Source organism: Meridianimaribacter sp. CL38, assembly GCF_004328055.1.
GTDB lineage: Bacteria > Bacteroidota > Bacteroidia > Flavobacteriales > Flavobacteriaceae > Gaetbulibacter_B > Gaetbulibacter_B jejuensis.
Genome location: NZ_QKWS01000001.1, coordinates 881319 through 907747, shown reverse-complemented (window position 1 = coordinate 907747; position 26429 = coordinate 881319). Strand labels below are relative to the sequence as shown.

The 26429-nt window shown below is 33.7% G+C and carries 20 protein-coding genes; 12 read left to right on the top strand and 8 right to left on the bottom strand.

Annotated features, from left to right (window positions below; genetic code table 11):
- Window positions 1-15: 15 nt before the first annotated feature.
- Together DMZ43_RS04125 and DMZ43_RS04120 are read left to right on the top strand one after the other, a co-directional pair.
- Window positions 16-789, top strand: a complete 774-nt coding sequence (locus tag DMZ43_RS04125; protein WP_238155767.1) for a DUF4292 domain-containing protein — start codon at window positions 16-18, stop codon at window positions 787-789.
- 28 nt (window positions 790-817) lie between these two features.
- Window positions 818-2011 (top strand): murein hydrolase activator EnvC, encoded by a 1194-nt coding sequence (locus tag DMZ43_RS04120; RefSeq protein ID WP_238155766.1) that lies wholly within the window; start codon window positions 818-820, stop codon window positions 2009-2011.
- Between the two features lie 92 nt (window positions 2012-2103).
- On the opposite strand, the gene DMZ43_RS04115 is transcribed toward DMZ43_RS04120, so the two are convergent.
- A complete protein-coding gene (locus DMZ43_RS04115) occupies window positions 2104-2613 on the bottom strand; it encodes an acyl-CoA thioesterase (RefSeq protein ID WP_129759727.1) in 510 nt (169 codons plus the stop codon).
- Between the two features lie 56 nt (window positions 2614-2669).
- A complete protein-coding gene (locus tag DMZ43_RS04110; protein WP_131506337.1) occupies window positions 2670-3608 on the bottom strand; it encodes an SPOR domain-containing protein in 939 nt (312 codons plus the stop codon).
- A 105-nt stretch (window positions 3609-3713) separates the two neighbouring features.
- Between DMZ43_RS04110 and dprA the strand changes: the two genes are divergently transcribed.
- Window positions 3714-4817, top strand: coding sequence for a DNA-processing protein DprA (dprA, locus tag DMZ43_RS04105; protein ID WP_131506336.1), 1104 nt, complete (start codon window positions 3714-3716; stop codon window positions 4815-4817).
- Here the strand turns inward: dprA and trpS are convergent.
- Entirely contained in the window at window positions 4814-5782 is a 969-nt protein-coding gene (gene trpS / locus DMZ43_RS04100; protein ID WP_131506335.1) for a tryptophan--tRNA ligase, read from the bottom strand. The genes dprA and trpS overlap by 4 nt on opposite strands.
- 111 nt (window positions 5783-5893) lie before the next feature.
- Here trpS and DMZ43_RS04095 point away from each other — a divergent pair, with 111 nt between their 5' ends.
- The gene (locus tag DMZ43_RS04095) at window positions 5894-6634 is read left to right on the top strand and encodes a 1-acyl-sn-glycerol-3-phosphate acyltransferase (protein WP_131506334.1); all 741 of its coding nucleotides are present in this window, start codon (window positions 5894-5896) and stop codon (window positions 6632-6634) included.
- A 77-nt stretch (window positions 6635-6711) separates the two neighbouring features.
- On the opposite strand, the gene DMZ43_RS04090 is transcribed toward DMZ43_RS04095, so the two are convergent.
- The 4 genes from DMZ43_RS04090 to recA all read right to left on the bottom strand — a co-directional run bounded on the left by DMZ43_RS04090 (window position 6712) and on the right by recA (window position 10337).
- Window positions 6712-8244 (bottom strand): hypothetical protein, encoded by a 1533-nt coding sequence (locus DMZ43_RS04090; protein ID WP_131506333.1) that lies wholly within the window; start codon window positions 8242-8244, stop codon window positions 6712-6714.
- Window positions 8244-8786 (bottom strand): RNA polymerase sigma factor, encoded by a 543-nt coding sequence (locus DMZ43_RS04085; protein WP_131506332.1) that lies wholly within the window; start codon window positions 8784-8786, stop codon window positions 8244-8246. Before DMZ43_RS04085 ends, DMZ43_RS04090 begins: the two co-directional genes overlap by 1 nt.
- A gap of 30 nt (window positions 8787-8816) precedes the next feature.
- Entirely contained in the window at window positions 8817-9224 is a 408-nt protein-coding gene (locus DMZ43_RS04080; protein WP_131506331.1) for a membrane lipoprotein lipid attachment site-containing protein, read from the bottom strand.
- A gap of 108 nt (window positions 9225-9332) precedes the next feature.
- Entirely contained in the window at window positions 9333-10337 is a 1005-nt protein-coding gene (recA, locus tag DMZ43_RS04075) for a recombinase RecA (RefSeq protein ID WP_131506330.1), read from the bottom strand.
- Between the two features lie 384 nt (window positions 10338-10721).
- On the opposite strand from recA, the gene DMZ43_RS04070 reads away from it, so the two are divergent.
- From DMZ43_RS04070 to DMZ43_RS04040, 7 genes are all read left to right on the top strand, one after another.
- A complete protein-coding gene (locus DMZ43_RS04070; RefSeq protein ID WP_131506329.1) occupies window positions 10722-11792 on the top strand; it encodes a rhodanese-related sulfurtransferase in 1071 nt (356 codons plus the stop codon).
- Complete coding sequence (locus tag DMZ43_RS04065) at window positions 11793-12797, top strand: radical SAM protein (RefSeq protein ID WP_131506328.1); 1005 nt, start codon at window positions 11793-11795, stop codon at window positions 12795-12797.
- A 118-nt stretch (window positions 12798-12915) separates the two neighbouring features.
- On the top strand, window positions 12916-14088 hold the full coding sequence (locus DMZ43_RS04060) for a regulatory iron-sulfur-containing complex subunit RicT (RefSeq protein WP_129759716.1): 1173 nt from the start codon (window positions 12916-12918) through the stop codon (window positions 14086-14088).
- Window positions 14075-14572: a gliding motility lipoprotein GldH gene (locus tag DMZ43_RS04055; protein ID WP_131506327.1), complete on the top strand. Its 498-nt coding sequence runs from the start codon at window positions 14075-14077 to the stop codon at window positions 14570-14572. Before DMZ43_RS04060 ends, DMZ43_RS04055 begins: the two co-directional genes overlap by 14 nt.
- 2 nt (window positions 14573-14574) lie before the next feature.
- Complete coding sequence (locus DMZ43_RS04050; protein ID WP_131506326.1) at window positions 14575-16905, top strand: penicillin-binding protein 1A; 2331 nt, start codon at window positions 14575-14577, stop codon at window positions 16903-16905.
- A 71-nt stretch (window positions 16906-16976) separates the two neighbouring features.
- Window positions 16977-17678, top strand: a complete 702-nt coding sequence (locus DMZ43_RS04045; RefSeq protein ID WP_129759713.1) for a CoA transferase subunit A — start codon at window positions 16977-16979, stop codon at window positions 17676-17678.
- 2 nt (window positions 17679-17680) lie between these two features.
- On the top strand, window positions 17681-18334 hold the full coding sequence (locus DMZ43_RS04040; RefSeq protein WP_131506325.1) for a 3-oxoacid CoA-transferase subunit B: 654 nt from the start codon (window positions 17681-17683) through the stop codon (window positions 18332-18334).
- 383 nt (window positions 18335-18717) lie between these two features.
- Here the strand turns inward: DMZ43_RS04040 and DMZ43_RS04035 are convergent, their stop codons facing one another.
- Window positions 18718-20409, bottom strand: coding sequence for an ABC transporter ATP-binding protein (locus DMZ43_RS04035; protein WP_131506324.1), 1692 nt, complete (start codon window positions 20407-20409; stop codon window positions 18718-18720).
- 212 nt (window positions 20410-20621) lie between these two features.
- On the opposite strand from DMZ43_RS04035, the gene DMZ43_RS04030 reads away from it, so the two are divergent.
- Complete coding sequence (locus DMZ43_RS04030) at window positions 20622-26396, top strand: reprolysin-like metallopeptidase (protein ID WP_131506323.1); 5775 nt, start codon at window positions 20622-20624, stop codon at window positions 26394-26396.
- Window positions 26397-26429 lie beyond the last annotated feature (33 nt).

The following is a 26429-nucleotide window of genomic DNA, read 5'->3' as shown; positions in this document are numbered from 1 at the left end:
TGTTCCTGAAAATCTATGATGAAGCAAATTAAAATATTAGTTGTTACAGTTGTGGTATGTGCTGTTTATGGATGTAAATCAACCAAAAGCGTTACTGAAACTGGAACGCTTAATACAAGCATTACTGCAAAACAACTTATTAGAGAAAATTCTAAACAGGAAATCCGATTTAAAACCTTGCAAGCCAAAGTAAAAATAGACTATACTCAAGGTGACGACTCTCAAGGCTATACAGTAAACCTTAGAATAAAAAAAGATGAAACCATCTGGTTGAGTGCTACTTTGGGTTTAGCTAGAGCCATGATAACACCAGATAGAGTTCAGTTTTACGACAAAATAAACAATCAGTATTTTGATGGTGACTACACCTTGCTAAGTAATATTTTAGGAGTAGAATTAGATTTTAAAAAGGTTCAAAACCTACTTGTGGGAGAAGCTATTTATAATCTAAAAGATGACACCTACAAAGCATCAACTCATCAAGAATCTTATGTGCTTGAGCCTAAAAATCAAAAAGCAGTATTAGAGCTGTTTTACTTAATTAATCCAGGACATTTTAAAATGGATTCTCAACAACTGTATCAACCATTACAGCAACGTATGTTGCAAGTAGATTATAAATCCTATCAGGAAGTACAACGTCAAATTGTTCCAGAAAATATACACATTTCTGCAGTTGAAGCAACCAGTGAAGTCACTATTGATTTGGAGTACAAATCAGTGTCGCTTAATGAAGAAGTACGTTTTCCATTTAAAATACCTTCAGGGTTTAAAGAAATAATATTATAACATGTATAGTAAGCCAACCTTAATAGTAATGATATGTTTCTTTATGAACATTGGTTTCGGTTTTGCGCAAAGTGATAAGCAAAAGGAACTCGAAGCGCAACGTAAGAAATATCAAAATGAATTAAAGCAATTAAATGCGTTGCTGTTTTCTGATAAGAAAAAGGAAAAGTCAGTAATTTCATTGGTAGAGGACCTTAACTACAAGGTAAATGTTAGAAAAAACCTGATTAAAATTACTAATGACCAAGCCAATTTATTAACTAGGGAAATCAACGATAACCAAAATGAAATTTCCAGCCTTAGAGAGCAATTAAAACAGCTTAAAGCAGATTATGCTGCAATGATTGTAAAGTCTTATAAAAGCAAGTCAGAGCAAAGTAAAATCATGTTTCTGTTATCGGCAGATAATTTTCAGCAAGCTTATAAGCGTTTACAATACTTAAAGCAATATAGAAATTACCAAGAAGAACAAGGCGAAGCGATTAAATCAAAAACTGCACGTTTACAAGAATTAAATACGTCTTTAATACAACAAAGAGAAGACAAGCAAAGGCTTATTGAAGAAAACCGAATTGCCAAAAAGCAGTTGGAAGGAGAACTCAAAGAGCACGAAACACTTATGGCTTCTATACGCCAAAACATGAGTAAATATGCGTCTCAAATAAAAGTAAAGCAGCAGGAAATAGATAAAATAGACAAAGAGATTGACAGGTTAATTAAAGAAGCTATTGCTGCGTCTAATAAAAAAGCAGGAAAATCTACCACATCTAAAGGGTTTGCATTAACTGCTGAAGCTAAACAGTTGGCTGCTAACTTTCAATCTAACAAAGGACAATTACCTTGGCCTGTTGAAAAAGGAGTTGTTAAAGTACGTTATGGTAATCAACCATCACCAATTGACAGAACTGTAACGTTTAATAGTCCTGGAGTTAGAATTGCAACCGAACAAGGTGCAAAAGTGCGAGCAGTTTTTGATGGTGAAGTTTCTGAAATTTTAGTCATACCAAATGCTAACCCTGTAATTATGATAAGGCATGGTAACTACATTACAGTTTATAAAAACCTATCAAAAATTTACGTCAAAAAAGGCGATAAAATTACTACCAAACAAGAAATAGGAGAGGTGTTTACCAATAAAAATACAGGTGAAACTATGCTAGGTTTTGGAGTTTACAAAGATTCCCAAACTCAAAATCCTGCAAGCTGGATTTACAAAATGTGATAGCATTTTGAAAACTATTTTAGGATTTACAAATGTGATAGCATTTTGTAAACTCTATCATTCTGTACTTGATAGGGAACCCAAAAAACTAATTACTCAAACAATGCTTTAAGTTCAGTTGCGTCGTTTGGTTTTAGCTTTCCTGCAAGTACTAAACTTAACTGTTTACGTCTTAAAGCAGCATCAAAGCGTTCTTTTTCTAAATCGGTTTCAGGAACAATTTCAGGAACAGATACAGGTCTTCCAGTTTCATCTACAGCTACAAAAGTGTATATAGCTTCGTTAGCTTTGGTTTTAATTCCAGACTCCCTATCATCAATCCAAACGTCAATATAAACTTCCATAGATGTTTTAAAAGCTCTTGATACCTTAGCCTCAACAGTCACAACACTCCCTAATGGTACTGACCTATTAAAAGCCACATGGTTAACCGAAGCAGTAACTACAATACGTCTGCTGTGGCGTCTTGCAGCAATACTAGCAGCACGATCCATACGAGCTAAAAGTTCTCCTCCAAAAAGGTTGTTTAATGGATTGGTTTCACTTGGAAGTACCAAGTCGGTCATTACAGTTTTAGATGCATTGGGTGTCTTTGCTTTCATGTCTATGAATTTGAATGCAAAGGTAAGGTGCTTTTAAAAACTAAAGAAAGAAAATATTAGTTTAATGTTTTTACTAATAACCAAGCGTCAGGATTGTGAGTTCTTTTTATGTCACGCAAGGTTTTAAGAGCTTCAAGCCTATCAACATGACTAGAATATACTACCTCGTGTAAACCATATTTGTTAACACCAATTTTTCTAGCTTTATAACCAAGTGCTTTTAATTGCGCTACTTTCTTATCAGAGTTTTCTTCAACTCTAAAAGCACCAGCAATAATGTGGTAGTTGCCTTGTTGTTTTTCAACAGTTAGTGTTGCAGCAGGTAATGGGTTTTCAATTACAAACGTAGCCTCTTGTACTTTGTTGTCTAGTTGGGTGTTAGCTTCTTCTTGTGCTAATTGATTTTGAGATTCTATTTCATTAATGTAGTAGTTAGAAGCTACAAAACCACCAAGACCTAAAAATAGAACAGCAATGGCAGCATATTTTAAATATGGTCTAGATTTGCGTTTTTCAGGAGTTACGGTAATTGGAATGACGTTCTCAATAGTTTCAATTTCTTCTTTGTATACTTCTCTAGTAACTTGATTTGATACAAATTGAGATAAACCAAAAGCATCAGTTAAGTAATTAATGTGATAAGAAGGGTCAAAAACAATTTTTCCTTCAGCATTTAAAACCAATTCACCAATATTATCAAAGGTTAAAGTTTCACCTTGAACCAAATACGATTTAATAGATTTAACGTGCTTGTTTAGTTTTTGAGAAGCAACCTCATAAGGGATTTTTTCTACCTCAGCAATATAAGATGATAATAAACCATCATTATGTTGTAGTTGTTCGTTAAAAGATAATACTTTTTTTGGAGGGTAAAACGAGTTAGTAGACTCATGTACTTTTGCAGAAACGCTTTTGGTTAAAAACGCTCCAAACTCTGGTATAGTTACACAATCATATCTGTATAACAAATCACTTATGTAGGTTTCCAATTGCATAAAAACAAAGTTAAAAATTTTTGTATGCGAATAAAAATTCGGCTTAACTATTTATTAACACTTTAAAATTTAGTTTATTGTAGGTTCAAAACCAGCGTGATAGTTATGAATACCGAACAATTAATTTATACATTGGCGTTACAACACGTACCAAATATTGGTGATATTACCGCTAAGAAGCTTATAAAAAGTTGTGGTTCTGCTGAAGCTGTTTTAAAAGAAAAGAAGCAAAACCTTTTAAAAATAGATGGTATTGGTAGTGCTACAATTAGTGATTTGTTTAATTCATCGCATATTGTAGCTGCTGAAAATGAAATTAAATTTATTGAAGACAACAATATTGCTTGCTTATATTTTATGGATAACTATTATCCAGAACGTTTAAAACATTGTATTGATGGACCAATTGTGTTGTTTCAGTCTGGAAATATCAACCTTAAAGAAAAACGCATTATTAGCATTGTTGGAGCAAGAAAAATTACTACATATGGTATAGCGTTTTGCGAAAAGCTAGTTGAAGAATTAGCAGTTTTTAATCCTGTAATCGTTTCAGGGTTTGCTTATGGAACAGATATTACTGCCCAAAAAGCAGCATTACAACATAATTTGCAAACCATAGGCTGCTTAGCTCATGGTTTAAATCAAATTTATCCTAAAACCCATAAAAAATATATGGTTGATGTTGAGAAGCATGGTGGGTTTTTTACCGATTTTTGGAGTACTGACGTTTTTGACAGAACCAATTTTTTAAAACGCAACAGGATTATAGCAGGACTTAGTGAAGCTACTATAGTTATTGAATCTGCAGAAAAAGGAGGTAGCTTGGTTACTGCTGATATTGCAAGTTCATATAACAGAGATGTATTTGCTGTTCCTGGAAGAACTACCGATTTGCAAAGTGTAGGTTGCAATAATTTGATTAAATATCAAAAAGCACACACATTAACTACACCATTAGATATTCCATATATATTAAATTGGCAGTTAGAAGGCGAAAAAAAGCCAGCAGTACAAAAGCAATTGTTTGTTGAACTTGATACTACAGAAAAAGCAATATATAATTACCTAAAAGAAAACGAAAAGCAACAACTAGATGTCATAGCCATTAACTGTAATTTGCCTATTTTTAAAGTAAGCAGTACGTTGCTAAATATGGAGCTAAAAGGCGTGATAAGACCTTTACCAGGAAAGCTGTTTGAGGTTATTTAATAACCAGCTTTTTCTCTAACTCTTTTTAAAACATCGTCAGCAACTACTTTGGCTTTCTCAGCACCTAAAGCAAGTGCTTTATCAATTTCGCTAAGGTTATTCATATAGTAGTTGTATTGCTCACGTTGTTTCGCAAATTTTTCAATAATTAATTCAAACAAAGCCTGTTTAGCATGTCCATAACCATAACCACCTTTTTCATAATTGGCTTTCATGGTTTCTATTTGACTTTCAGTAGCTAGTAAACTATAAATCGCAAAACAATTACAAGTTTTCCAGTCTTTTGGCTCTTCAAGAGGTGTGCTATCCGTTTCAATAGACATAATTTGTTTACGCAACTTTTTATCAGCTAAAAAAATATTGATAAAATTACCTCTACTCTTACTCATTTTTTCACCATCGGTTCCAGGAATGAGTTTGGTACTTTCTTGAACTTTAGCCTCTGGTAAAATAAAAGTTTCACCCATTTTAGTATGAAAACGAGTCGCTACATCACGTGTCATTTCAAGGTGTTGTAGTTGGTCTTTTCCAACAGGAACAATATTGGCATCGTATAATAAAATATCAGCAGCCATAAGCATTGGGTACATAAACAAACCAGCATTTACATCGTCTAACCTATCAGCTTTGTCTTTAAAACCATGCGCTAATTTTAAACGTTGATAAGGAAAAAAGCAATCTAAATACCAAGCTAGTTCGGTTACTTGCGGTACATCGCTTTGTCTGTAAAACACAGTTTTTTCAACATCTAACCCAAAGGCTAACCAGGTTGCTGCAACAGAGTAGGTATTGTGTCGTAATTCTTCAGCATTTTTTATTTGTGTAAGTGTGTGCATATTAGCAATAAATAAAAACGATTCGTTTTTTTGATCGTTTGCCATTTCTATTGCTGGTATAATTGCACCTAAAATATTACCTAAATGTGGAGTTCCTGTACTTTGTATTCCTGTTAAAATTCTTGCCATATCAACTTCCCGCTTAAGGGAGAATCTCATTAAATTAAACTTGATTATATCGTCAGCAAAGGTAATTTTTTTAGTAGAATTGTTGAATTAATTTGAGTAGTTTTGAGGCTTATGAAAATTTTTAAGTACATTTTTTGGGTTTTATACAGGATTTGGTTCTACATTTTAGTAGCACTACCTATAATTGTGCTCTTTCCTGTACTTTTAATTTCTATCTTAAAAGAGTCTTGGTATCCATTTTTTTTCAAGTTAGCACGCATTTGGGCTAAGTTTATTTTAATTGGGATGGGTTTCAATTACAAAATTGAAAGAGAGCAAACACCTGAAAAAGGAAAAAGCTATATGTTTATTGCTAACCATACCTCTATGACAGACATTATGCTAATGCTAGTGGCTGTTAAAAATCCATTTGTGTTTGTTGGAAAAGCTGAATTAGCTAAAATACCTTTGTTTGGATTTTTCTATAAACGTACAAGTATATTAGTAGACAGAAGTAGTGAAAAAAGCCGAAAAGCAGTTTTTTTAAGAGCGCAACGAAGACTCAAACAAGGTATGAGTATTTGTATTTTTCCTGAAGGTGGTGTTCCTGATGAAAGTATTGTTTTAGATGAATTTAAAGATGGCGCTTTTAGAATGGCTATTAACCATCAAATACCAATTGTACCTTTAACTTTTGCTGATAATAAAAAACGATTTTCTTATACTTTTTTTAGTGGAGGACCAGGGAAAATGAGAGTTAAAGTACATAAGTTTTTAATCACTAATGGACTTAAAGTTGACGCAACAAAACCATTGAATTCTAAAGCGCATAGCATTATTTTAAATCAGTTATCAAAGTATCATAAAACCTAAAAAGCTGCCCTTGGCACAGAGCAGCTTTTAGTCATCATTGCGAGTTTGCAATAACTAATCTAACCAACTAAAAAAACCTAAAACTTATAACTTAAACCTGTATATACGCCAATAAAGTAAGGTTGAAAATCGCCTGAACTGTTAGAGAACGTATTTATTTGGTACTTGAACATAGGTTCAAGATTTATTTTTACTTTTTCTGATAAGTTATAGTTCATTCCTAATCCAAAATTGGCACTATAACTCATGTCTTTTATATTAGTAGCTTCACCTATAAGAGTTCTACCATTTTCATTAACAGCATAAATTTCATTTTTGTTTACAAACAACGTACTGAAACCACCAATAACATTAATTCCTACCTTTTTATTTAACAATGTGTACTCCAATTCAATAGGAACTTCTATAAACCCAAATTGCTGATCGATGGAACTATTTGCTTGAGCTTTTATAAGTTCTGGTGAGTGAACATTGTTTAAACTTTGAGCGCTTATTAGTGTATTGTTAGAGGCACTATTGTTAAGTTTTACATTGCTTAACCTAGCACTCATAGAGTCAATGTTTTGGTAGGCAATAACATTGTTTGTGCCATAACCTAAATCTACTTTATTTACACCAACCCTTACTTTTAGTTTATCGTTAAACGCATAGCTACCGTTAATACCATAACTCATGCTGATTTCACCAGTTTTGGAGTTGTCCACAAACTGCTCGTCAATAGCAGAACCTTTACCTAGTGAATTGAAATAAACAGGCGCCACATTTGGAGAAATGTTCCACCTGTTTAGTTTCGATTCTTCTTTTTCTTCTTCATTTGTATTATTAGCTTCAGCAATAGCGTCTTCTATAGTTTTGTCTTCTGTATTTTCGTTTTCTTCATCTATAGCATTAGTTTTAGGATCATTGTCCTCTGCTGTATCACTATTATTGTCCTTAGTTGATGATTGAGCAACAGTAGTTTCAGAATCTTTAGCTCCTTTTATAAGATTATCTAAGTCTTCTTTGTTTTTCAAATGGCTTTCAGGCTTTTGATTGCTATTTGATGATTTAGTATCATTTTGGGCAACTGTAGTTGCTTTATTTGGATTGGTAGTTGGGTTGTTTTGATTTTTAGAAAAATGCTTTTGATTTTCTTGAGTTTTATAATTGATGTCTTTGGTAGTGTTGGAGCTTGCTACTTTAGATGTTGAATTTGATGAGTTATCACTTATAACTTTTGATGTTTTATTTTTATCTTCTTCAAAAGTACTGGTGTTTTCATTTGCAACTTCAGAGGTATTACTTATTGAGGTGCTGTTGTTTTCAAAATTACTATTGTCTTTGTTAGAATCTTCGTTGTTTGAAGCTCCATTAGGAGTTTCAGTATCTACAATTTCAGAAGGTGTGTTTGTAGTGCTAGAATCTGACAAGATACTATTACCTACAGTAAATAACAGCACTAAAAATGCTGCAACACCTGCAACTTTCCACCAAATAGGAATAACTCTGCGTTTACGTTTTTTATTATTTAAGTTAGCCTGAATGTTTTCCCATACAGCATCATTAGGAGTGGCTTCAAAGTTTTTGAGCTTCTCCTGAAAAAGTCTGTCTATGTTCTTTTTTTCACTCATTATAATGTTTGCGAGTTTATGCTCGCCTTGTATTGTTCAATCTTTTCTTTTAAAATCAATCTTGCTCTGGCAAGATTAGATTTTGAGGTTCCTGTTGATATGTTTAGCATCTCTGCTATTTCTTTATGCGAATAACCGTCTAGAGCATAAAGGTTAAATACTAACCTATAACGATCTGGTAACTCTTGAATAATGATTAGTAAAAAGTCAATAGTTACTGCGTCTTCATCAATTTCTACACTAACATCTTCAATTTGCTCTTCATTAACAATATCAAAAACACCAACACTTCTATACCTTTGTAACGCAGTGTTAATAGTTATTCGTTTCATCCAGCCTTCTAAAGAACCTTTACTTTTATATTGTGATATTTTGTTGAAAATAGTCACAAAAGCATCTTGCAGATTGTCTTCTGCCTCTACATAATTTCTTGAGTACTTAAGGCAAAGCGAAAATAGTTTGCTCGAATAGAGCTTATATAATTGACTTTGAGCTTTAGTATCATTTTTTTTACAATGTTCTATGAGTTGCTCTAAACTCACATTATAAAGGTATTAGTTAGTCCAAATTAATTACTCAACAACAGGAATTTCTACTATGTAGTACAAATCGTTACCATTTTCGTCTTCACCTTGCCAAAATCTAAACACATAAGTACCATTACTGTTTACCATAAAGTTAAAGGATACTTCCTCTAAAGTAGCTGATTGGGTACAGTTTTGCTCTGGGTATACTGTGTTTATGACAGCAATAGTTCGTTGGTTTAACTCACTATCGTAATAAAAGTCATTAAACACATAACAGCCTGATGGTTTGTAGTAGCTCACATATATTGTGTAAGTTTCACCTAATACAAATTCTTCTGGCATATCCACACTCTCTATAGGTAATATCTCATAGTAAAATGAGGGAGCATCATCTTCTAGCGAACATGACGTTAGTGATAGGATAAAAACAAATAGAAATAATATTTTTTTCATAGTTAAATTTGGTTTTGGGTAATACCTTTTTCAAAAGGTAGATACATAAAGTGTAAAAAGGTTGCGTTAAAAAATAAAAAAAATCCCGTTTTAAGGGATTTTTAAGTTTTAATTAGCTTCTTTTATGGTATTCCTAACTTTCTCTTCGAGTTCATCCATAAGTTCAGGATTGTCTTTAATTAGGTTTTTTACAGCATCTCTACCTTGACCAAGCTTGGTGTCATCATAACTAAACCACGAACCGCTTTTCTTTATAATTTCATGTTCAACAGCTATATCCAAGATTTCACCAACTTTTGAAACTCCTTCTCCATACATAATATCAAATTCAGCAGTTTTAAACGGTGGAGCTACTTTATTTTTAACCACTTTAACTCGTGTTTTATTACCAGAAACATTTCCGTCAGATTCTTTAATTTGAGTAGAGCGTCTAATGTCTAATCTAACTGAGGCATAGAATTTTAAAGCGTTACCACCAGTTGTAGTTTCAGGGTTTCCAAACATAACACCAATTTTTTCACGTAATTGGTTAATGAAAATCATTGTACAATTAGTCTTACTGATAGAGCCTGTGAGTTTTCTAAGTGCTTGAGACATTAATCGTGCGTGTAGTCCCATTTTAGAGTCACCCATTTCCCCTTCAATTTCACTTTTTGGTGTAAGAGCCGCAACAGAATCAATTACTATAATATCAATAGCTCCAGAACGCACTAAGTTGTCGGCAATTTCAAGTGCTTGTTCACCATTGTCAGGTTGAGAAATGATTAAATTTTCTAAGTCAACACCTAATTTTTCAGCGTAAAATCTATCAAAAGCATGCTCAGCATCAATAAAAGCAGCAATACCTCCAGATTTTTGAGCTTCAGCAATAGCATGTAACGTTAAGGTTGTTTTACCAGAAGATTCCGGACCATAAATTTCAATAATTCTACCTCTTGGATAACCACCAACTCCTAATGCAATGTCAAGCCCTAATGAACCAGAAGGGATAGAATCAACATCCGCAACCGCTTGGTCACTCATTTTCATTACAGTCCCTTTTCCATAGGCTTTATCTAGTTTATCTAAAGTAAGCTTAAGTGCTTTTAATTTAGCGTCTTTTTCAGTACTCATCTACACAGTGTTTTTCTTAAATTAATCATGCTAAAATACGATAACTTTTGATTTTTTTCAATCATACGACGCAACCTTTTTACACTTTTTGCATCTACTTAATAATTAAGGGAAATCTTGCTATGAAATTCTTTAAAAAAACAATTGTAAACAATGCATTAGGTGTTTCAGTTGCTATACATATAAATAGTAACTGTAAAGCCGATGGAGGTTAACTCGTGTTATATTTTGGATTTTTAAATGAAAAAATATTAATAACGAGTTAGTCTACTAAAAGCACTTTATGAAAACCATAAAGTGCTTTTTGCATTTTAATAAGGCTAATCCTTAAAAAATAGTACCTTTGCCCAAAATTAATCTTTAACCTTAAAAAAATAGTATAGCATGCAACTGTACAATAACTTAAGTGCTAAAGAAAGAGCAGAACTTATTGAAAAAGCGGGAAAAGAACGCTTAACGATCTCTTTCTACAAATACGCCAAAATTGGCAACACTCAACTTTTTAGAAATCACATGTTTTTAGCTTGGGACGATCTTGACGTCTTGGGAAGAATTTATGTTGCACACGAAGGTATTAATGCACAACTTTCTGTTCCTGCAGATAATTTTGATGCTTTTAAAACGCATTTAGATACCATAACTTTTCTTGAAAACGTACGTTTAAACATTGCAATTGAACACGATAATTATGCGTTTTTAAAGCTGAAGGTAAAAGTGCGCGACAAAATTGTAGCTGATGGATTAAACGACAATACTTTTGATGTTACTGATAAAGGAGTTCATGTTGAAGCTGAAAAGTTTAACGAGCTTATTGAAGACCCTAATACTGTTTTGGTAGACATGCGTAACCACTACGAAAGTGAAATAGGACATTTTAAAAATGCCATTACTCCAGATGTGGATACCTTTAGAGAATCTTTAGACCTAATAGAAGAAGATTTAAGAGAGCACAAGGAAGATAAAAAGCTAGTGATGTATTGTACTGGTGGAATTAGATGTGAAAAAGCTAGTGCATATTACAAACATAAAGGCTTTAAGCAAGTCTATCAGTTAGAAGGCGGTATTATAAATTATGTAAGACAAGTTGAAGAAAAAGGGCTTGAAAATAAGTTTATTGGTAAAAATTTTGTGTTTGATCAAAGACGTTCAGAACGTATAAGTGATGATGTTATAGCGCAATGCCATCAGTGTGGTGAACCTGCTGATATGCACACTAACTGTGCTAATGAAGCTTGTCATTTACTATTTATTCAATGTGATGCTTGTAAAGAAAAAATGGAAAACTGCTGCTCTACAACATGTATGGAAATAAACCGTTTACCACATGAAGAACAAAAAGCATTACGTAAAGGACAAGGCAATAGCAATGATATTTTCAAAAAAGGAAGAGCAGACCATTTACCGTTTAAAAAAGATTTGCGCAATATTTTTGAGACTATAGGCAAAAAAGTATAAATGAATACGTATAGGCTTTTACAACTTAACAGAAAAATTGAAGATCATAGAATAAAATTTTTTTGGATCTATTTGTTGCATAAGCTTAACAAACGTTATTTGGCTGTCAATTTAGACCCTGTAATGGCATGTAATTTACGTTGTAAAATGTGCTATTTTACAGATGCCGACTATGTAAAAACTCTTAAAGGCCAATTTAAGGAAGAAGACTTAAAGCTTGTCGCAGACACAATTTTTAATAGAGCTTTAAAACTTCAAATAGGTTGTGGAACCGAACCAACACTTTTTAAGGATTTACCAAAAATTGTAGCATTGGGTAAACAATATAATGTACCTTATATTTCGTTAACTACAAATGCGAATTTATTGACCGAAGAAAAGATTGAAGAACTTGTTAAAGCAGGCTTAAATGAGTTTACTATTTCATTGCATGGAGTCACTAAAGAAACCTATGAAGGCTTTATGAAAAAAGCCAGCTATGAAAAGTTTCACAATGCATTTAAGGCTTTTGCTAAGTTGAAAACTAAATATAATTTTAAGGTTCGAATTAATTATACATTCAATAAAGACAATTTTTACGAGCTAAAAGAGTTTTTCAATCACTTTAATCCAAATAGTTTTGATATTCTTCAAATACGACCTATTCAAAAAATAGGAAATACAGAGTATAATGATTTTGACATTTCGTCATTAACTCAGGACTATCCTGAGGTAATAGCTAGCATAAAAGAGGTTTGTAAAACAAATAACATAACTCTATTAGCACCTAATACACTAACGGGTTTAAATTCTGAAAATCAATCTAGCTTTGTGTTTGACTATACATTTTGCTACATTTCGCCTCAAAAGTTTTGGAAAGAAGGCTTTAATTGGAGAGAAGTAAGTTTTAATGAGTTTTCCAAACAAATAAACTGGAGTCAAACACTGTTTTCAAATATTTTTAGGTCTAAAAAACAACTTAAGTCACTGTCTAATAGACTTAACTATGAAATTGAGTTTAATTAAAACTCGGTTAAATAGTGCTTTTTAAGTCGATATAATAATCTTATATTTACAACTTAAACGATTTTTTAATTTCCTTCTGAAGAACGTGTTTTTCAGAATCAATATATATATCAAAAATATGGCTTGTAACAGTTGCTCAACTGGTAAAGATGGTCAACCAAAAGGATGTAAGAATAATGGAACATGCGGAACAGATAGCTGCAATAAACTAACTGTTTTTGATTGGTTGGCGAATATGTCTTTACCTAATGGAGAAGAACCTTTTATTGGTGTTGAGGTTAGGTTTAAAAATGGAAGAAAGCAATATTATAAAAACACTGAGAACTTAACATTAAGTATTGGAGACATAGTTGCTACTCAAGCTAAGTCAGGACATGATATAGGTATGGTAACGCTTACAGGAGAATTGGTAAGAATTCAAATGAAGCGAAAAAAGGTTGACATTAATGACGAAGAAGAAGTCTTAAAAATTTACCGCAAAGCCAACCAAAAAGATATTGATGTTTGGTCTTCTGCAAGAGATAAAGAAGAAGCTATGAAAGTTAAAGCAAGACAGTTTGCGATTGACTTAAAGCTAAAAATGAAAATCTCTGATATTGAATATCAAGGAGATGCCAGTAAAGCTACGTTTTACTATACTGCTGAAGAGCGTGTAGACTTTAGAGAACTTATAAAAGTATTTGCTAAAGAGTTTAGAACACGTATTGAGATGAAGCAAGTAGGTTTTCGTCAAGAAGCTGCAAGACTTGGTGGTATTGGCTCTTGTGGTAGAGAATTATGCTGCTCAACTTGGTTGACAGATTTTAGGTCTGTAAGTACTTCAGCAGCACGTTACCAACAGTTGTCGCTTAATCCATTAAAATTAGCAGGACAATGCGGAAAGTTAAAATGCTGCTTAAACTATGAATTAGACGCTTATCTAGAAGCGCTTAAACAATTTCCTAAAACTGAAATTAAACTTCATACAGAAAAAGGAACAGCGGTTTGTCAAAAAACTGATATTTTTAAAGGTCATATGTGGTATGCCTATGAAGGCGAATGGATGAATTGGCATAAGCTCACTACTGACCAAGCTAATGAAATCATAGAAAAAAATAAGAAAAAGCAAAAGGTTGCAAGCCTTGAAGAATATGCGGTTGAACTACTTGAAGATACTAAAGTTGCTTTTGAAAACGTTGTTGGTCAAGATAGTTTAACACGCTTTGATAGTCCAAAACGCAAAAAGAAACGTAGAAATAATAGAGGGAAACAAAAACGAAATAACAAGTCTCGAAATAATGCTAAAAAATAGTTGTATTGCACTTATAATGAGTATCCTTTGTTACTCATGCGATTCTAACCTTGTTTTTGATGAGTACCAAACTGTACCTAACCAATGGAATAAAGACTCATTAGTTTCGTTTAATGTAACACCTCCAGATTCAACCAATACTTATAATTTATTTCTTAATTTAAGAAACAACAATAGTTATAAGTACAGTAATTTATTTCTTATTGTTGAAATGAACTACCCAAACGGTAAGGTTCAAAAAGATACTCTAGAGTATGATATGACTGCTCCAGATGGCACTTTTTTAGGAAAAGGATTTACCGATGTTAAAGAAAATAAACTTTGGTATAAAGGTTATGAAAAACCATTTGTATTTAATGAAGTAGGAGAATATACGGTTAAAATTCAGCAAGCAATGAGAGAAAACGGTAAAGTTGATGGAGTAGAAAATCTAGAGGGAATTACTGAAGTAGGATTTAGAATAGAACATTCAAATACTAATTGATTATGGCTAAAAAAGCAGCTTCAAAAAAGCAAGAAACGAACGATTTCTCAAAGTATATACGTTGGTTTTGGATCGTATTTTTAGGAGGAATCCTTTCAATAGGTTTAATATTTCTATTAGCATCTTGGGGCGTTTTTGGTGAAATGCCTGATCATACGGTTTTAGAAAACCCTAAAACAAATTTAGCAACCGAAATTATTTCTTCTGACGGAAAAACCCTAGGTAAATTCTATTTTGACGACAACCGTACACCTGTTGATTATAGCGAGCTACCAAAAAACTTGGTTGATGCTTTAATTGCAACCGAAGATGCGCGTTTTTATGACCATTCAGGAATTGATGCTAGAGGAACATTAAGAGCTGCAATAAAACTTGGAAGTGGAGGAGGAGCAAGTACAATTTCGCAGCAATTAGCGAAGCAGTTATTTCATGGAGAAGGTTCAAAAAACATTATAGAGCGTGTATTGCAAAAAGCTAAAGAATGGATAATTGCTACAAGATTAGAACGTCAATATACTAAAGAAGAAATCATCGCTCAATACTTCAATATTTATGATTTTGGTAATAATGCTGATGGTATAAGAAGTGCATCAAGAATTTATTTTGGAAAAGAGCCACAAGACTTAAACCTTAAAGAGTCTGCAATGTTGGTAGGAATGTTCAAAAACTCATCATTGTACAATCCTAGGCGAAATCCTGTTGGAGTTAAAAATAGACGTAATGTAGTCTTAGCTCAAATGAATAAATATGAGTTTATTGATGAAACAGTAAAGGACTCATTACAAAAAACAGAATTAGATTTAGATTACACTCCAGAAACCCACAATGCAGGAATAGCGACTTACTTTAGAGAATACTTAAGGGATTTTATGAAGCAGTGGATTAAAGATAATCCAAAACCAGACGGTGAAAAGTGGAGTTTATACAACGACGGATTAAAAATTTATACCACAATAGATTCTAGAATGCAACAGTATGCCGAAGACGCTGTGCAAAAGCACATGCCAAGGCTGCAAGCTGAATTTGACCATCAAAACACACCAGATAGAAACCCAACAGCTCCTTTTTTAGAATTAGATTTGGATGAGATTGATGCTTTAATGAAACGTAGTATGCGTCAGTCAGAACGATGGAGACACATGAAGTATGATTTGAAAAAATCTGATAAAGAAATTATCGAGTCTTTTGATAAACCTACCCAAATGGAAGTGTTTTCATGGAAAGGAGAAATTGATACCATCATGAAACCAATAGACTCTATGCGTTACTACAAATCATTTTTGCATACAGGTATGATGTCTATGGATCCTCAAACAGGACATGTAAAAGCATGGGTTGGAGGAGTTAATTATAAACACTTTCAGTATGACCATGTAAAACAAGGAAAGCGTCAAGTAGGTTCAACTTTTAAGCCTTTTGTATATGCTACAGCAATTGACCAATTGCACCTTTCACCTTGTGACACGCTTCCAAATACCCAAATTACAATTGAAGCAAATAAGTATGGAAATCCAGAGCCTTGGACTGCTAAAAATTCTGATGGAAAATATGGAGGTTTTAAAACATTAAAGAACGCTTTAGCCAATTCTACAAATACTATTACTGCAAGACTAATGGATAAAGTTGGTCCGCAACCAGTTATTGATATGGCAAAAAACTTAGGCGTTGAAGAAGAGATTTTACCAGTACCTGCAATTGCATTAGGAACACCAGATTTAAGTGTTTATGAAATGGTTGCAGCATACTCAACCTTTGCAAATAAAGGAGTTTATAACAAGCCTGTTTTGGTGACCAGAATAGAAGATAAAAATGGCACAGTATTATTTCAGTTTACTCCAGAGTCTAAAGACGTTTTAAGTGAAGAAGTAGCCTATGTAACTGTTAATCTTATGGAAGGAGTTACCCAAGGTGGTTCGGGTACTAGATTAAGACATACTTGGGCAGGAAATACTCAAGTATATAAAGAAATAATCACAGGTTATCCTTATGGATTTGATAACCCAATTGCTGGAAAAACAGGAACTACACAAAACCAAAGTGATGGTTGGTTTATGGGAATGGTCCCAAATTTAGTAACAGGTGTTTGGGTTGGTGCCGAAGATAGAGCAGCTCACTTTAGAACCATTACCTATGGTCAAGGAGCGTCTATGGCATTGCCAATTTGGGGATTGTATATGAAGAGTTGTTATGAAAATCCTGAGCTAGGAATTTCTAAAGGTAATTTTGAAAAACCTAATGAATTATCCATACAAGTTGATTGTGACAATTATCAACCCGATGAAGGTGCAAGTCAGTCCATTGATGAGGATTTAGATGGAGTCATAAACTTTTAAAAAAATCAAAAGCCATTCATTTTAGAATGGCTTTTTTATTTTGTATTTTTCGGTAGAAAATATTCTTAAAAATGATAAATAAAAAAGTTGCAGATGTCACAGAAGCGCTCAAAGGTGTTTCTGATAATATGACATTTATGCTTGGTGGTTTTGGGCTTTGTGGTATTCCTGAAAACAGTATTTCTGAATTGGTTAAACGCAATGTAAAAGGTGTGACTTGTATTTCTAACAATGCAGGTGTTGACGATTTTGGATTGGGATTATTACTTCAAAAACATCAAATAAAAAAAATGGTGTCTTCTTATGTAGGAGAAAACGATGAGTTTGAACGCCAAATGCTAACTGGAGAACTCGAAGTTGAGCTTATTCCTCAAGGCACTTTAGCTGAACGTTGTAGAGCTGCTCAATCTGGTTTTCCTGCATTTTACACTCCTGCAGGTTATGGAACCGAAGTTGCTGTAGGCAAGGAAACAAGAGAGTTTAATGGAAAAATGTATGTGCTAGAACAAGCCTTTGAAGCCGATTTTGCTTTTGTAAAAGCTTGGAAAGGTGATGAGGCTGGTAACTTAATTTTTAAAGGTACAGCAAGAAACTTTAACCCAGTAATGTGTGGTGCAGCCAAAATAACTGTGGCTGAGGTTGAAGAGCTGGTACCTATTGGAGAATTGGATCCAAACCAAATACATATCCCTGGAATTTTTGTACAGCGCATTTTCCAAGGAAAAGACTATGAAAAACGAATTGAGCAACGCACAGTAAGACAAAGAGATTAATTATGTTAGACAAAAACGGAATTGCAAAACGCATAGCAAAAGAAGTGCAAGATGGTTACTATGTTAACCTTGGTATTGGAATACCAACTTTGGTTGCCAATTATGTAAGAGATGATATTGAGGTTGAATTTCAAAGTGAAAATGGTGTTTTAGGTATGGGACCTTTTCCTTTTGAAGGCGATGAAGATGCTGATATTATAAACGCTGGAAAGCAAACTATCACCACACTACCAGGAGCTAGTTTTTTTGACTCTGCTACTAGTTTTTCAATGATTAGAGGTAAGCACGTTCATTTAACAATACTTGGTGCTATGGAAGTTGCTGAGAATGGAGATATAGCCAATTGGAAAATTCCTGGACGTATGGTAAAAGGTATGGGAGGCGCAATGGATCTTGTTGCAAGTGCCGAAAATATTATTGTAGCAATGATGCATACTAATAAAGCAGGTGAATCTAAACTTCTAAAAAAATGTTCATTACCACTAACAGGAGTGGGCTGCGTAAAAAAGATTGTGACCAATATGGCTGTTTTGGAAGTAACCGATGAAGGTTTTAAACTTTTAGAAAGAGCTCCAGGTGTTTCGGTTGAAGCTATTAAAAATGCAACCGAAGGTCGTTTAATTGTTGAAGGAGATATTCCTGAAATGGACGTTTAAAATTCAATATAAACTATAATAAATTGAGCCACTTTTTTAAGTGGCTTTATTTTTTTACAACTTATATTTGTAAGAAAAATCTTCAGACAATCGTTTAAATGTTAAAAATTTATGTTTTTTATCGATTTTTTATGTATTTAAGCCGATTTATTCAAAAGTTTATTTCATATTAGCAAAACCAAATCGAAACTAAATAATTAACCAAATCTGTCATAAACTTAATTTATGATTTCCCCCAAATCTATCATAAATTTCTACTTATGAAAAATGTAGCCCCAAATCTACCAAGACCTACTTTTTTTGAAAGCAAGATTTTTTCAACCTTTCAAAGCACGTTAAGATTAATGAGAAACATCTTAGCGTTAACCAAAAAAATATTCATGCTATAACCCTTTTGGGATGGCATGAATTAATTTTTTTGTGTACTCTTTCTGAGGAGAGTTGTAAATTTCATCAGCATCATTCATTTCTTCTATTTCACCTTTATTCATAACCACTAATTGGTCTGACATATATTTCACTACAGATAAGTCGTGCGAAATAAAAATATATGTAAAGTTGAAGTTTTCTTTCAACTCGTTTAAAAGATTCAATACCTGTGCTTGAACCGAAATATCTAAAGCCGAAACCGATTCGTCACAGATAATTAACTTTGGTTGTAATGCTATAGCTCTTGCAATACCTACTCGTTGACGTTGCCCACCAGAAAACTCATGTGGATACTTATAAAAAGAATCATTATCTAAACCAACCCTTTCTAGTAAGTCCATTACTTTCTCTTTCCTTACATTATTTGAAGTTCCTATACGATGCACTTTCATGGGTTCCATTATGGCTTTACCAATAGGTAGTCTAGGATTTAACGAAGCATAAGGGTCTTGAAAAATAATTTGGATGTCTTTTCTAAGAGCTCTGATTTTAGATTTTGATAAGGTATTAATGTCAACTCCATTATATAGGATTTTACCAGCTGATGCTTTGTCTAATAATAAAATGGCATTTGCTAATGTTGACTTACCGCAACCAGATTCTCCAACAAGTCCCAAAGTTTCTCCACTGTACAATTTAAAGCTTACATTATTAACCGCTTTAAAAGTTGTAGGCTTAGAAAACCATCCAGATTTTGAGAAATACTCTTTTTCCAAATTAACTATTTCAAGCAATGGAGGTTTTGAATAGATATTCTTGTGAGTTTTTTGCCTTTCTTCAGTAGATACAATTGTATAATCAGTAGTTTTATTAATAAAATCACTAATGGTTGGTAGGGTTTTAAGTCTAACATCCAATGAAGGTTTAGAATTTATTAATGCTTTTGTGTAAATGTGTTCTGGTGTTTTAAAGACTGTATTAACATTACCTTGCTCAACAATTTCACCCTTGTACATAACAACAATTCTGTTCGAAATTTCTGAGACCAAAGCGAGATCATGAGAAATAAAAATAATGCTCATACCTTCGTTTTTTTGAAGCTCTTTTAAGAGTTTAATAATTTCTTTTTGAACAGTAACGTCTAGAGCTGTTGTAGGTTCGTCAGCGATAAGTATTTTGGGTTTACATGCAATAGCCATGGCTATCATTACACGTTGCTTTTGTCCACCAGAAATTTCATGAGGATATGCGCTAAACACACGTTCAGGTAATGGCAGTTTTACTTTTTCAAAAAGAGATAAAGTTTCTGCTTTAGCTTCAGCTTTTGAAAGCGAGGTATGTTTTAAAATAATTTCAGAAACCTGCTTGCCACAAGTCATAGAAGGGTTTAGCGAACTCATTGGTTCTTGAAAAATCATAGCAATATCATTGCCTCTAATATGTTCAAAAGCTTTTGGTTTTAATTGTGTTAAATCAAGATTATTAAATACAATTTCACCAGAAGTTATTTTGGATATTTTATTAGGCAAAAGCCCTAAAATAGCTAGAGAAGACACTGATTTTCCAGAACCAGACTCTCCAACAATTCCTAAAATTTCATTTTCATAAAGCGTATACGAAATGTGTTTGATAATGTCTTTTTCTCCTGAATTTGAAGAAAATGAGATAGACAAGTCGTTAACCGAAAGTAATTTTGATTTGGACATGTGTAAATGTAATCAAATTTTAAGATGAAATTTTGAGGTTTAAGATAGCTTATTGAAATATGTAAGACATTTCTTGTGATGAATTACGGAAAAACCGTAAAAATCAATTTTTATTACGAAGTTATCAACAAAACAGTTAATTTTTTGAATTTTAATATTATTTTGAACAAATAATTAATAAAAAAAGCTATCAATAACCCTTAAATCCCTAAATGATGAAAGTAAAATTACTTTTGCTCATTTTTACAATGAGTATGAGCATTGCTATGGCTCAAAACAAATCTTTATGGCAAAAACAATCACTTAATAATAGTGAAAAGATCAAACCTTCAAAAGCAAATTTGCCTAGAGCAAATAGCTATGTTTTAGACATTGAAAGTTTAAAACATGCGCTTAAAAGAGCACCATTAAGGTCTTCTTCATTAAATTCATCAAGTGTTGTTTTATCTTTTCCTAATTCTGAAGGACAACTCGAACGCTTTAAAATATTTGAAGCTCCTGTCTTTAGTCCAGAGTTAGCTGCAAAGTATCCTAACATTAAATCTTATATAGGAAAAGGTGTTGAGGATCCTTCTTTAACAATACGATTTAGTGTTTCTCATTTAGGCTTTCAATCTATGAGATTAGCTGCTGATAAATATGCAACATTTATTGAAGCTATAACTGACGATTTATCATATTATACAGTTTATAAAAGAGCAGATAAAATTGATTTTTCAGATGATTTTGAATGTGAAGTTACAGCACAAATGAACTCTAGTTTAAATGGTCAAAACCCTCAAATGGCTATGAGAAATGCCGATGATGGTATACTACGAACGTATAGGCTTGCGGTTTCTGCTACTGGAGAGTACACACAATATCATGGTGGTACAAAGGCTTCAGCATTGGCAGCAATAAACGCAACTATGACTAGAGTTAATGGTGTTTTTGAAAACGACTTTAATGTTAATATGGTTTTAATTGGCAATAATGACGACGTAATCTATACAAACGCTAATACTGATCCATATAGTAATGGAAGTTATAACAGTCAGTTACAGTCTACCCTTACTAGTGTAATAGGAGAATCTAATTATGATATAGGTCACTTATTTGCAAGAGCTTCTAATAATGGAAACGCAGGATGTATAGGTTGTGTTTGTGTAAATGGTCAAAAAGGTAGTGCATTTACATCGCGAACTGATCCTGAAGGAGATCCTTTTGATATTGATTATGTTGCTCATGAAATTGGGCATCAGTTTGGGGCAAATCACACTTGGACTTTCAATGGAAATGAAGGCACAAATGCACAAATGGAACCAGGAAGTGGTTCAACAATTATGGGTTATGCAGGAATTACAGGTGCAACAGACGTACAATCAAATAGTGACCCTTATTTCCATGCAGTTTCAATTGAGCAGGTAACAGACTATATTAAATCTACAAGTTGCCAAACAAATACAAATACAGGTAATGCTGTTCCGGTTGTAAATGCGGGAGCTAATTATACTATTCCAAGAGGAACTCCATTTGTATTAGAAGGTTCAGCAACCGATGCTGATTCTGGAGATGTACTAACCTATTGCTGGGAACAATATGATGAAAACAATGCATCTACAACTTATCCAAGTGTTAATGCAACTAGTGGAGTTGCGTTTAGATCATATAACCCAACAACTGATAATAAAAGATACTTTCCAAGATTATCTACCATAAAAGCAGGTAATACATCGTGGCAATGGGAAGCGGTACCTAATGTAGCAAGAACTTTAAATTTTAGATTGACCGTTAGAGATAATCAAATAGGAGGAGGAACTAATAATAGTGACGACATGGTTGTTTCTGTAAACAGTAACGCAGGACCATTTGTGGTTAACTCACCAAATACTAATGTTACATGGAACGCAGGTACAACTCAAACCGTAACTTGGGATGTTGCAGGTACAACCGGAAATGGAGTTAATACTGCTAATGTTGATATTTTCTTATCCACTGATGGCGGAGACACTTATCCAATTTCGTTAGCATCTGGTGTTCCAAACGATGGTTCACATGATATTATAGTTCCTAATAACCAAGGAAATCAAAACAGAGTTATGGTTAGAGGTTCAAATAATATATTTTTTGATATCTCAAACAGCAATTTTACAATTGCAGGACAAGTGGTTTGTAATGCAACAGTTCCAACTGGGTTATCAGCATCAAATATAGGCTCTAACTCAGCAACATTAAGCTGGGATGCAGTTCCTGGAGCGTCTTACGATGTTCAGTATAGGGAAACTGGAGCGTCAACATGGACAACCTTATCTGTAAATGGAGTATCTACTAACTTATCTGGTTTAGCTACATTAACGCAGTATGATGCAAGACTAAGAAGTGTCTGTCCTGATAACGCTACATCGTCTTATAGTAGTATTATTAATTTCACAACTACTGATGTGCAATTAAACTACTGTTCATCTACAAGCTCAAATGTAAATGATGAATATATAAGTAGAGTACAGCTAAACACAATTGACAATAGCTCAGGAGCTCAGTTCTATTCAGATTTTACTAGTATATCAACTACCTTAATTAAGGGAAATCAATATACAATTACTGTAACACCAACATGGACAGGAACTGTGTATAATGAGGCATATTCGGTATGGATAGATTACAATAGAGATGGAGATTTTAATGATGCAGGAGAACAAGTGTGGACACAATCACCAACCCAAACAACACCAGTTTCAGGAACATTTACTATTCCAACAAGTGCAGTAGAAAACGCAACAAGAATGCGTGTGTCTATGAAATATAATGGAGTTCCAACTGCATGTGAGTCGTTTACTTATGGTGAAGTTGAAGATTACACAGTTATTATTCAAGGTTCAGGACCAGATGTTGAAGCTCCTAGTGCACCAACTAGTCTTACTGCTTCAAATACAACTCAAACTACAACAGATTTAAGCTGGAATGCTTCAACCGATAATGTTGGAGTTACAGGTTATGATGTCTATCAAGATGGAAGTGTAATAGCAACAGTTACTGGTACAAATTACCAAGTTACAGGATTAACGGCTAGTACAACTTATGCGTTTTATGTGGTTGCTTTTGATGCTGAAGGAAATGAATCGAATAATAGTAATACAGCTAACGTAACTACCTTAGACCCACCAGATACACAAGCACCAACAGTTCCAACAAATTTAGTAGCGTCTAATACAACACAAACCACAACAGATTTAAGTTGGAGCGCTTCGTCAGATAATGTTGGTGTTGCTGGATATTACGTATACCAAGACGGAGTTAATATTGCAACAGTTTCAGGAACTACATATCAAGCTGTAGGCTTATCACCAGAAACATCGTATAGTTTTAATGTAGCTGCATTTGATGCTGCAAGTAACACCTCTTCACAAAGTAATACAGCTAATGTAACAACGTTAGTACAACCAGATACCCAAGCACCAACTGCACCAACAAGTTTAACAGCGTCCAATACAACTCAAACTACAACAGACTTAAGTTGGAATGCTTCAACTGATAATGTAGGTGTTTCAGGGTATGATGTGTATCAAGACGGAAGTGTAATAGCTACAGTTACTAGTACAAGCTATCAAGTAACAGGTTTAACAGCGAGTACATCCTATGCATTTTATGTGGTTGCTTTTGATTTAGCAGGTAATCAATCTAGTGCTAGTAATACAGCAAATGTAACTACTTTAAGCCCACCAGATACTCAGGCACCAACAGCACCTACAAGTTTGACTGCATCAAATACAACAGATACATCAACAGATTTAAGCTGGAATGCTTCAACAGATAATGTAGGTGTAACTGCGTATAATGTTTATCAAGATGGAAGCTTAATAGCATCTACGCCTTCAACAAGCTATCAAGCAAATGGATTGAGTCCTAACACAACGTATGCGTTTTATGTTACTGCGTTAGATGCAGCTGGAAATATGTCTTCGCAAAGTAATACAGTTAATGTTACTACTCAAGATGTACAGATTACATACTGTTCCTCTGCAAGTACAAATGTAAACGATGAATACATAAGTAGAGTACAGCTAAACACAATTGACAATAGCTCAGGTGCTCAGTTCTATTCAGATTTTACTAGTATTTCAACTACCTTAACTAAGGGAAGTCAATATACAATTACTGTAACACCAACTTGGACAGGAACAACCTATAACGAAGCATATTCGGTATGGATAGATTACAATAGAGATGGAGATTTTAATGATGCAGGAGAGCAAGTGTGGACACAATCACCAACACAAACAACACCAGTTTCTGGAGCATTTACTATTCCAACAAATGCAGTAGAAAACGCAACAAGAATGCGCGTGTCTATGAAATATAATGGAGTTCCAACTGCATGTGAGTCGTTTACCTATGGTGAAGTTGAAGATTATACAGTTGTGATTCAAGGTTCAGGACCAGATACAGTTGCGCCTGTTATAACACTTAATGGAGCTTCAATAATTAATTTAGTAGAGGGTTCAACATATAGTGAGTTAGGAGCTACTGCTACTGATAATGTTGATGGCGATATTACAGCAAATATTGTTATTGGAGGAGATGTGGTAAATACAAGTTCTGTTGGTACTTATGTAGTAACGTATAATGTTAGTGATGCTGCAGGTAATGCCGCTGCAGAAGTTACTAGAACTGTTACTGTAACCGAAGCACCTGATGGCTGTTCAGGAGGAATTACGTCTTTCCCTTATACCGAAGGGTTTGAAAATACTTTAGGTGCATGGACACAATCAACTGGCGATGATGTTGATTGGACAGTAGATGCAAATGGAACACCATCAAGCAATACAGGACCTTCAAGCGCTTTCCAAGGATCTTACTATGTGTATGTTGAGGCTTCTAGCCCTAATTATCCAAATCAACGAGCAATATTAAACTCACCTTGTTTTGACTTAAGTAGTTTATCTGATGCTACGTTTAGTTTTAAATATCATATGTATGGAGCTGCTGATATGGGAACTCTTGATTTAGAAATTAGTACTGATAGTGGAAATTCTTGGAGTAGTATTTGGAATCAATCAGGAAACCAAGGAAATGCATGGCAAACTGCTAGTATAGACCTTTCAAGTTATGTAGGTTCAGCAGTTCAATTACGTTTTAATCGTTTTGTAGGCGGAACATGGCAAGCTGATGTTGCTGTTGATGATATTAGTTTATCTGAAAGTGGAAGCACAGGAGGTAACGGTTGTGTTAGTGGTATTAGCTCTTATCCTTATTCTGAAAGTTTTGAAAACACAATTGGAGCTTGGAGTCAATCTTCTTCTGACGATTTAGATTGGACAGTTGATGCAAATGGAACTCCATCTAGTGGTACAGGACCATCAAGTGCTGCTCAAGGGTCTTACTATATCTATGTTGAGGCTTCGGGTCAAAATACGGGTTACCCTAATAAACGAGCAATTATCACATCACCTTGTTTTGATTTAAGTGCAGTTGTATCAGCTTCGTTTAGTTTTCAATATCACATGTATGGAGCTGCTGATATGGGAACTATTGACTTAGAAGTTAGTAATGACAATGGAGCTAGTTGGACTAGTCTATGGAGTCAATCAGGTAATCAAGGTAACTCTTGGCAATCACAAACGGTAAACTTATCTGCATATATTGGTGAAAGTATTCAATTACGCTTTAACAGATTTGTAGCTAGTACTTGGCAAGCCGATTTAGCAATAGATGCTATTAATTTAACAACAGCAACAAGTGCTAAAACTGAGACTTCAAAAGGAGAAGATATAGCAGATGTTTTTGATGATATTAAATTGTATCCTAACCCAGTAAAAAGTAATGTGTTAAATATTCAAACTAGTCATAACAATATTGCATATGAAATTTACAATACTATTGGTCAAACAGTAGCTAAAGGAGAGGTAGTCAACAATAAAATTGACGTTTCAAATTTAAAAGGAGCTGTTTATCAAGTTAGGTTTACTATTGAAGATAAAATTGTTGTAAAACGATTTATTAAAGAGTAAAATAAGTGTACCAACAAAAAAGTCCGAATTTAA

What these genes read in the sequence shown, in the direction of transcription:
- DMZ43_RS04125 (WP_238155767.1), top strand. Translation starts at nt 16, where the DNA reads ATGATGAAGCAAATTAAAATATTAGTTGTTACAGTTGTGGTATGTGCT.
- DMZ43_RS04120 (WP_238155766.1), top strand. Translation starts at nt 818, where the DNA reads ATGATATGTTTCTTTATGAACATTGGTTTCGGTTTTGCGCAAAGTGAT.
- DMZ43_RS04115 (WP_129759727.1), bottom strand. Translation starts at nt 2,613, where the DNA reads ATGAAAGCAAAGACACCCAATGCATCTAAAACTGTAATGACCGACTTG.
- DMZ43_RS04110 (WP_131506337.1), bottom strand. Translation starts at nt 3,608, where the DNA reads ATGCAATTGGAAACCTACATAAGTGATTTGTTATACAGATATGATTGT.
- dprA (WP_131506336.1), top strand. Translation starts at nt 3,714, where the DNA reads ATGAATACCGAACAATTAATTTATACATTGGCGTTACAACACGTACCA.
- trpS (WP_131506335.1), bottom strand. Translation starts at nt 5,782, where the DNA reads ATGGCAAGAATTTTAACAGGAATACAAAGTACAGGAACTCCACATTTA.
- DMZ43_RS04095 (WP_131506334.1), top strand. Translation starts at nt 5,894, where the DNA reads ATGAAAATTTTTAAGTACATTTTTTGGGTTTTATACAGGATTTGGTTC.
- DMZ43_RS04090 (WP_131506333.1), bottom strand. Translation starts at nt 8,244, where the DNA reads ATGAGTGAAAAAAAGAACATAGACAGACTTTTTCAGGAGAAGCTCAAA.
- DMZ43_RS04080 (WP_131506331.1), bottom strand. Translation starts at nt 9,224, where the DNA reads ATGAAAAAAATATTATTTCTATTTGTTTTTATCCTATCACTAACGTCA.
- recA (WP_131506330.1), bottom strand. Translation starts at nt 10,337, where the DNA reads ATGAGTACTGAAAAAGACGCTAAATTAAAAGCACTTAAGCTTACTTTA.
- DMZ43_RS04070 (WP_131506329.1), top strand. Translation starts at nt 10,722, where the DNA reads ATGCAACTGTACAATAACTTAAGTGCTAAAGAAAGAGCAGAACTTATT.
- DMZ43_RS04065 (WP_131506328.1), top strand. Translation starts at nt 11,793, where the DNA reads ATGAATACGTATAGGCTTTTACAACTTAACAGAAAAATTGAAGATCAT.
- DMZ43_RS04060 (WP_129759716.1), top strand. Translation starts at nt 12,916, where the DNA reads ATGGCTTGTAACAGTTGCTCAACTGGTAAAGATGGTCAACCAAAAGGA.
- DMZ43_RS04055 (WP_131506327.1), top strand. Translation starts at nt 14,075, where the DNA reads ATGCTAAAAAATAGTTGTATTGCACTTATAATGAGTATCCTTTGTTAC.
- DMZ43_RS04050 (WP_131506326.1), top strand. Translation starts at nt 14,575, where the DNA reads ATGGCTAAAAAAGCAGCTTCAAAAAAGCAAGAAACGAACGATTTCTCA.
- DMZ43_RS04045 (WP_129759713.1), top strand. Translation starts at nt 16,977, where the DNA reads ATGATAAATAAAAAAGTTGCAGATGTCACAGAAGCGCTCAAAGGTGTT.
- DMZ43_RS04040 (WP_131506325.1), top strand. Translation starts at nt 17,681, where the DNA reads ATGTTAGACAAAAACGGAATTGCAAAACGCATAGCAAAAGAAGTGCAA.
- DMZ43_RS04035 (WP_131506324.1), bottom strand. Translation starts at nt 20,409, where the DNA reads ATGTCCAAATCAAAATTACTTTCGGTTAACGACTTGTCTATCTCATTT.
- DMZ43_RS04030 (WP_131506323.1), top strand. Translation starts at nt 20,622, where the DNA reads ATGATGAAAGTAAAATTACTTTTGCTCATTTTTACAATGAGTATGAGC.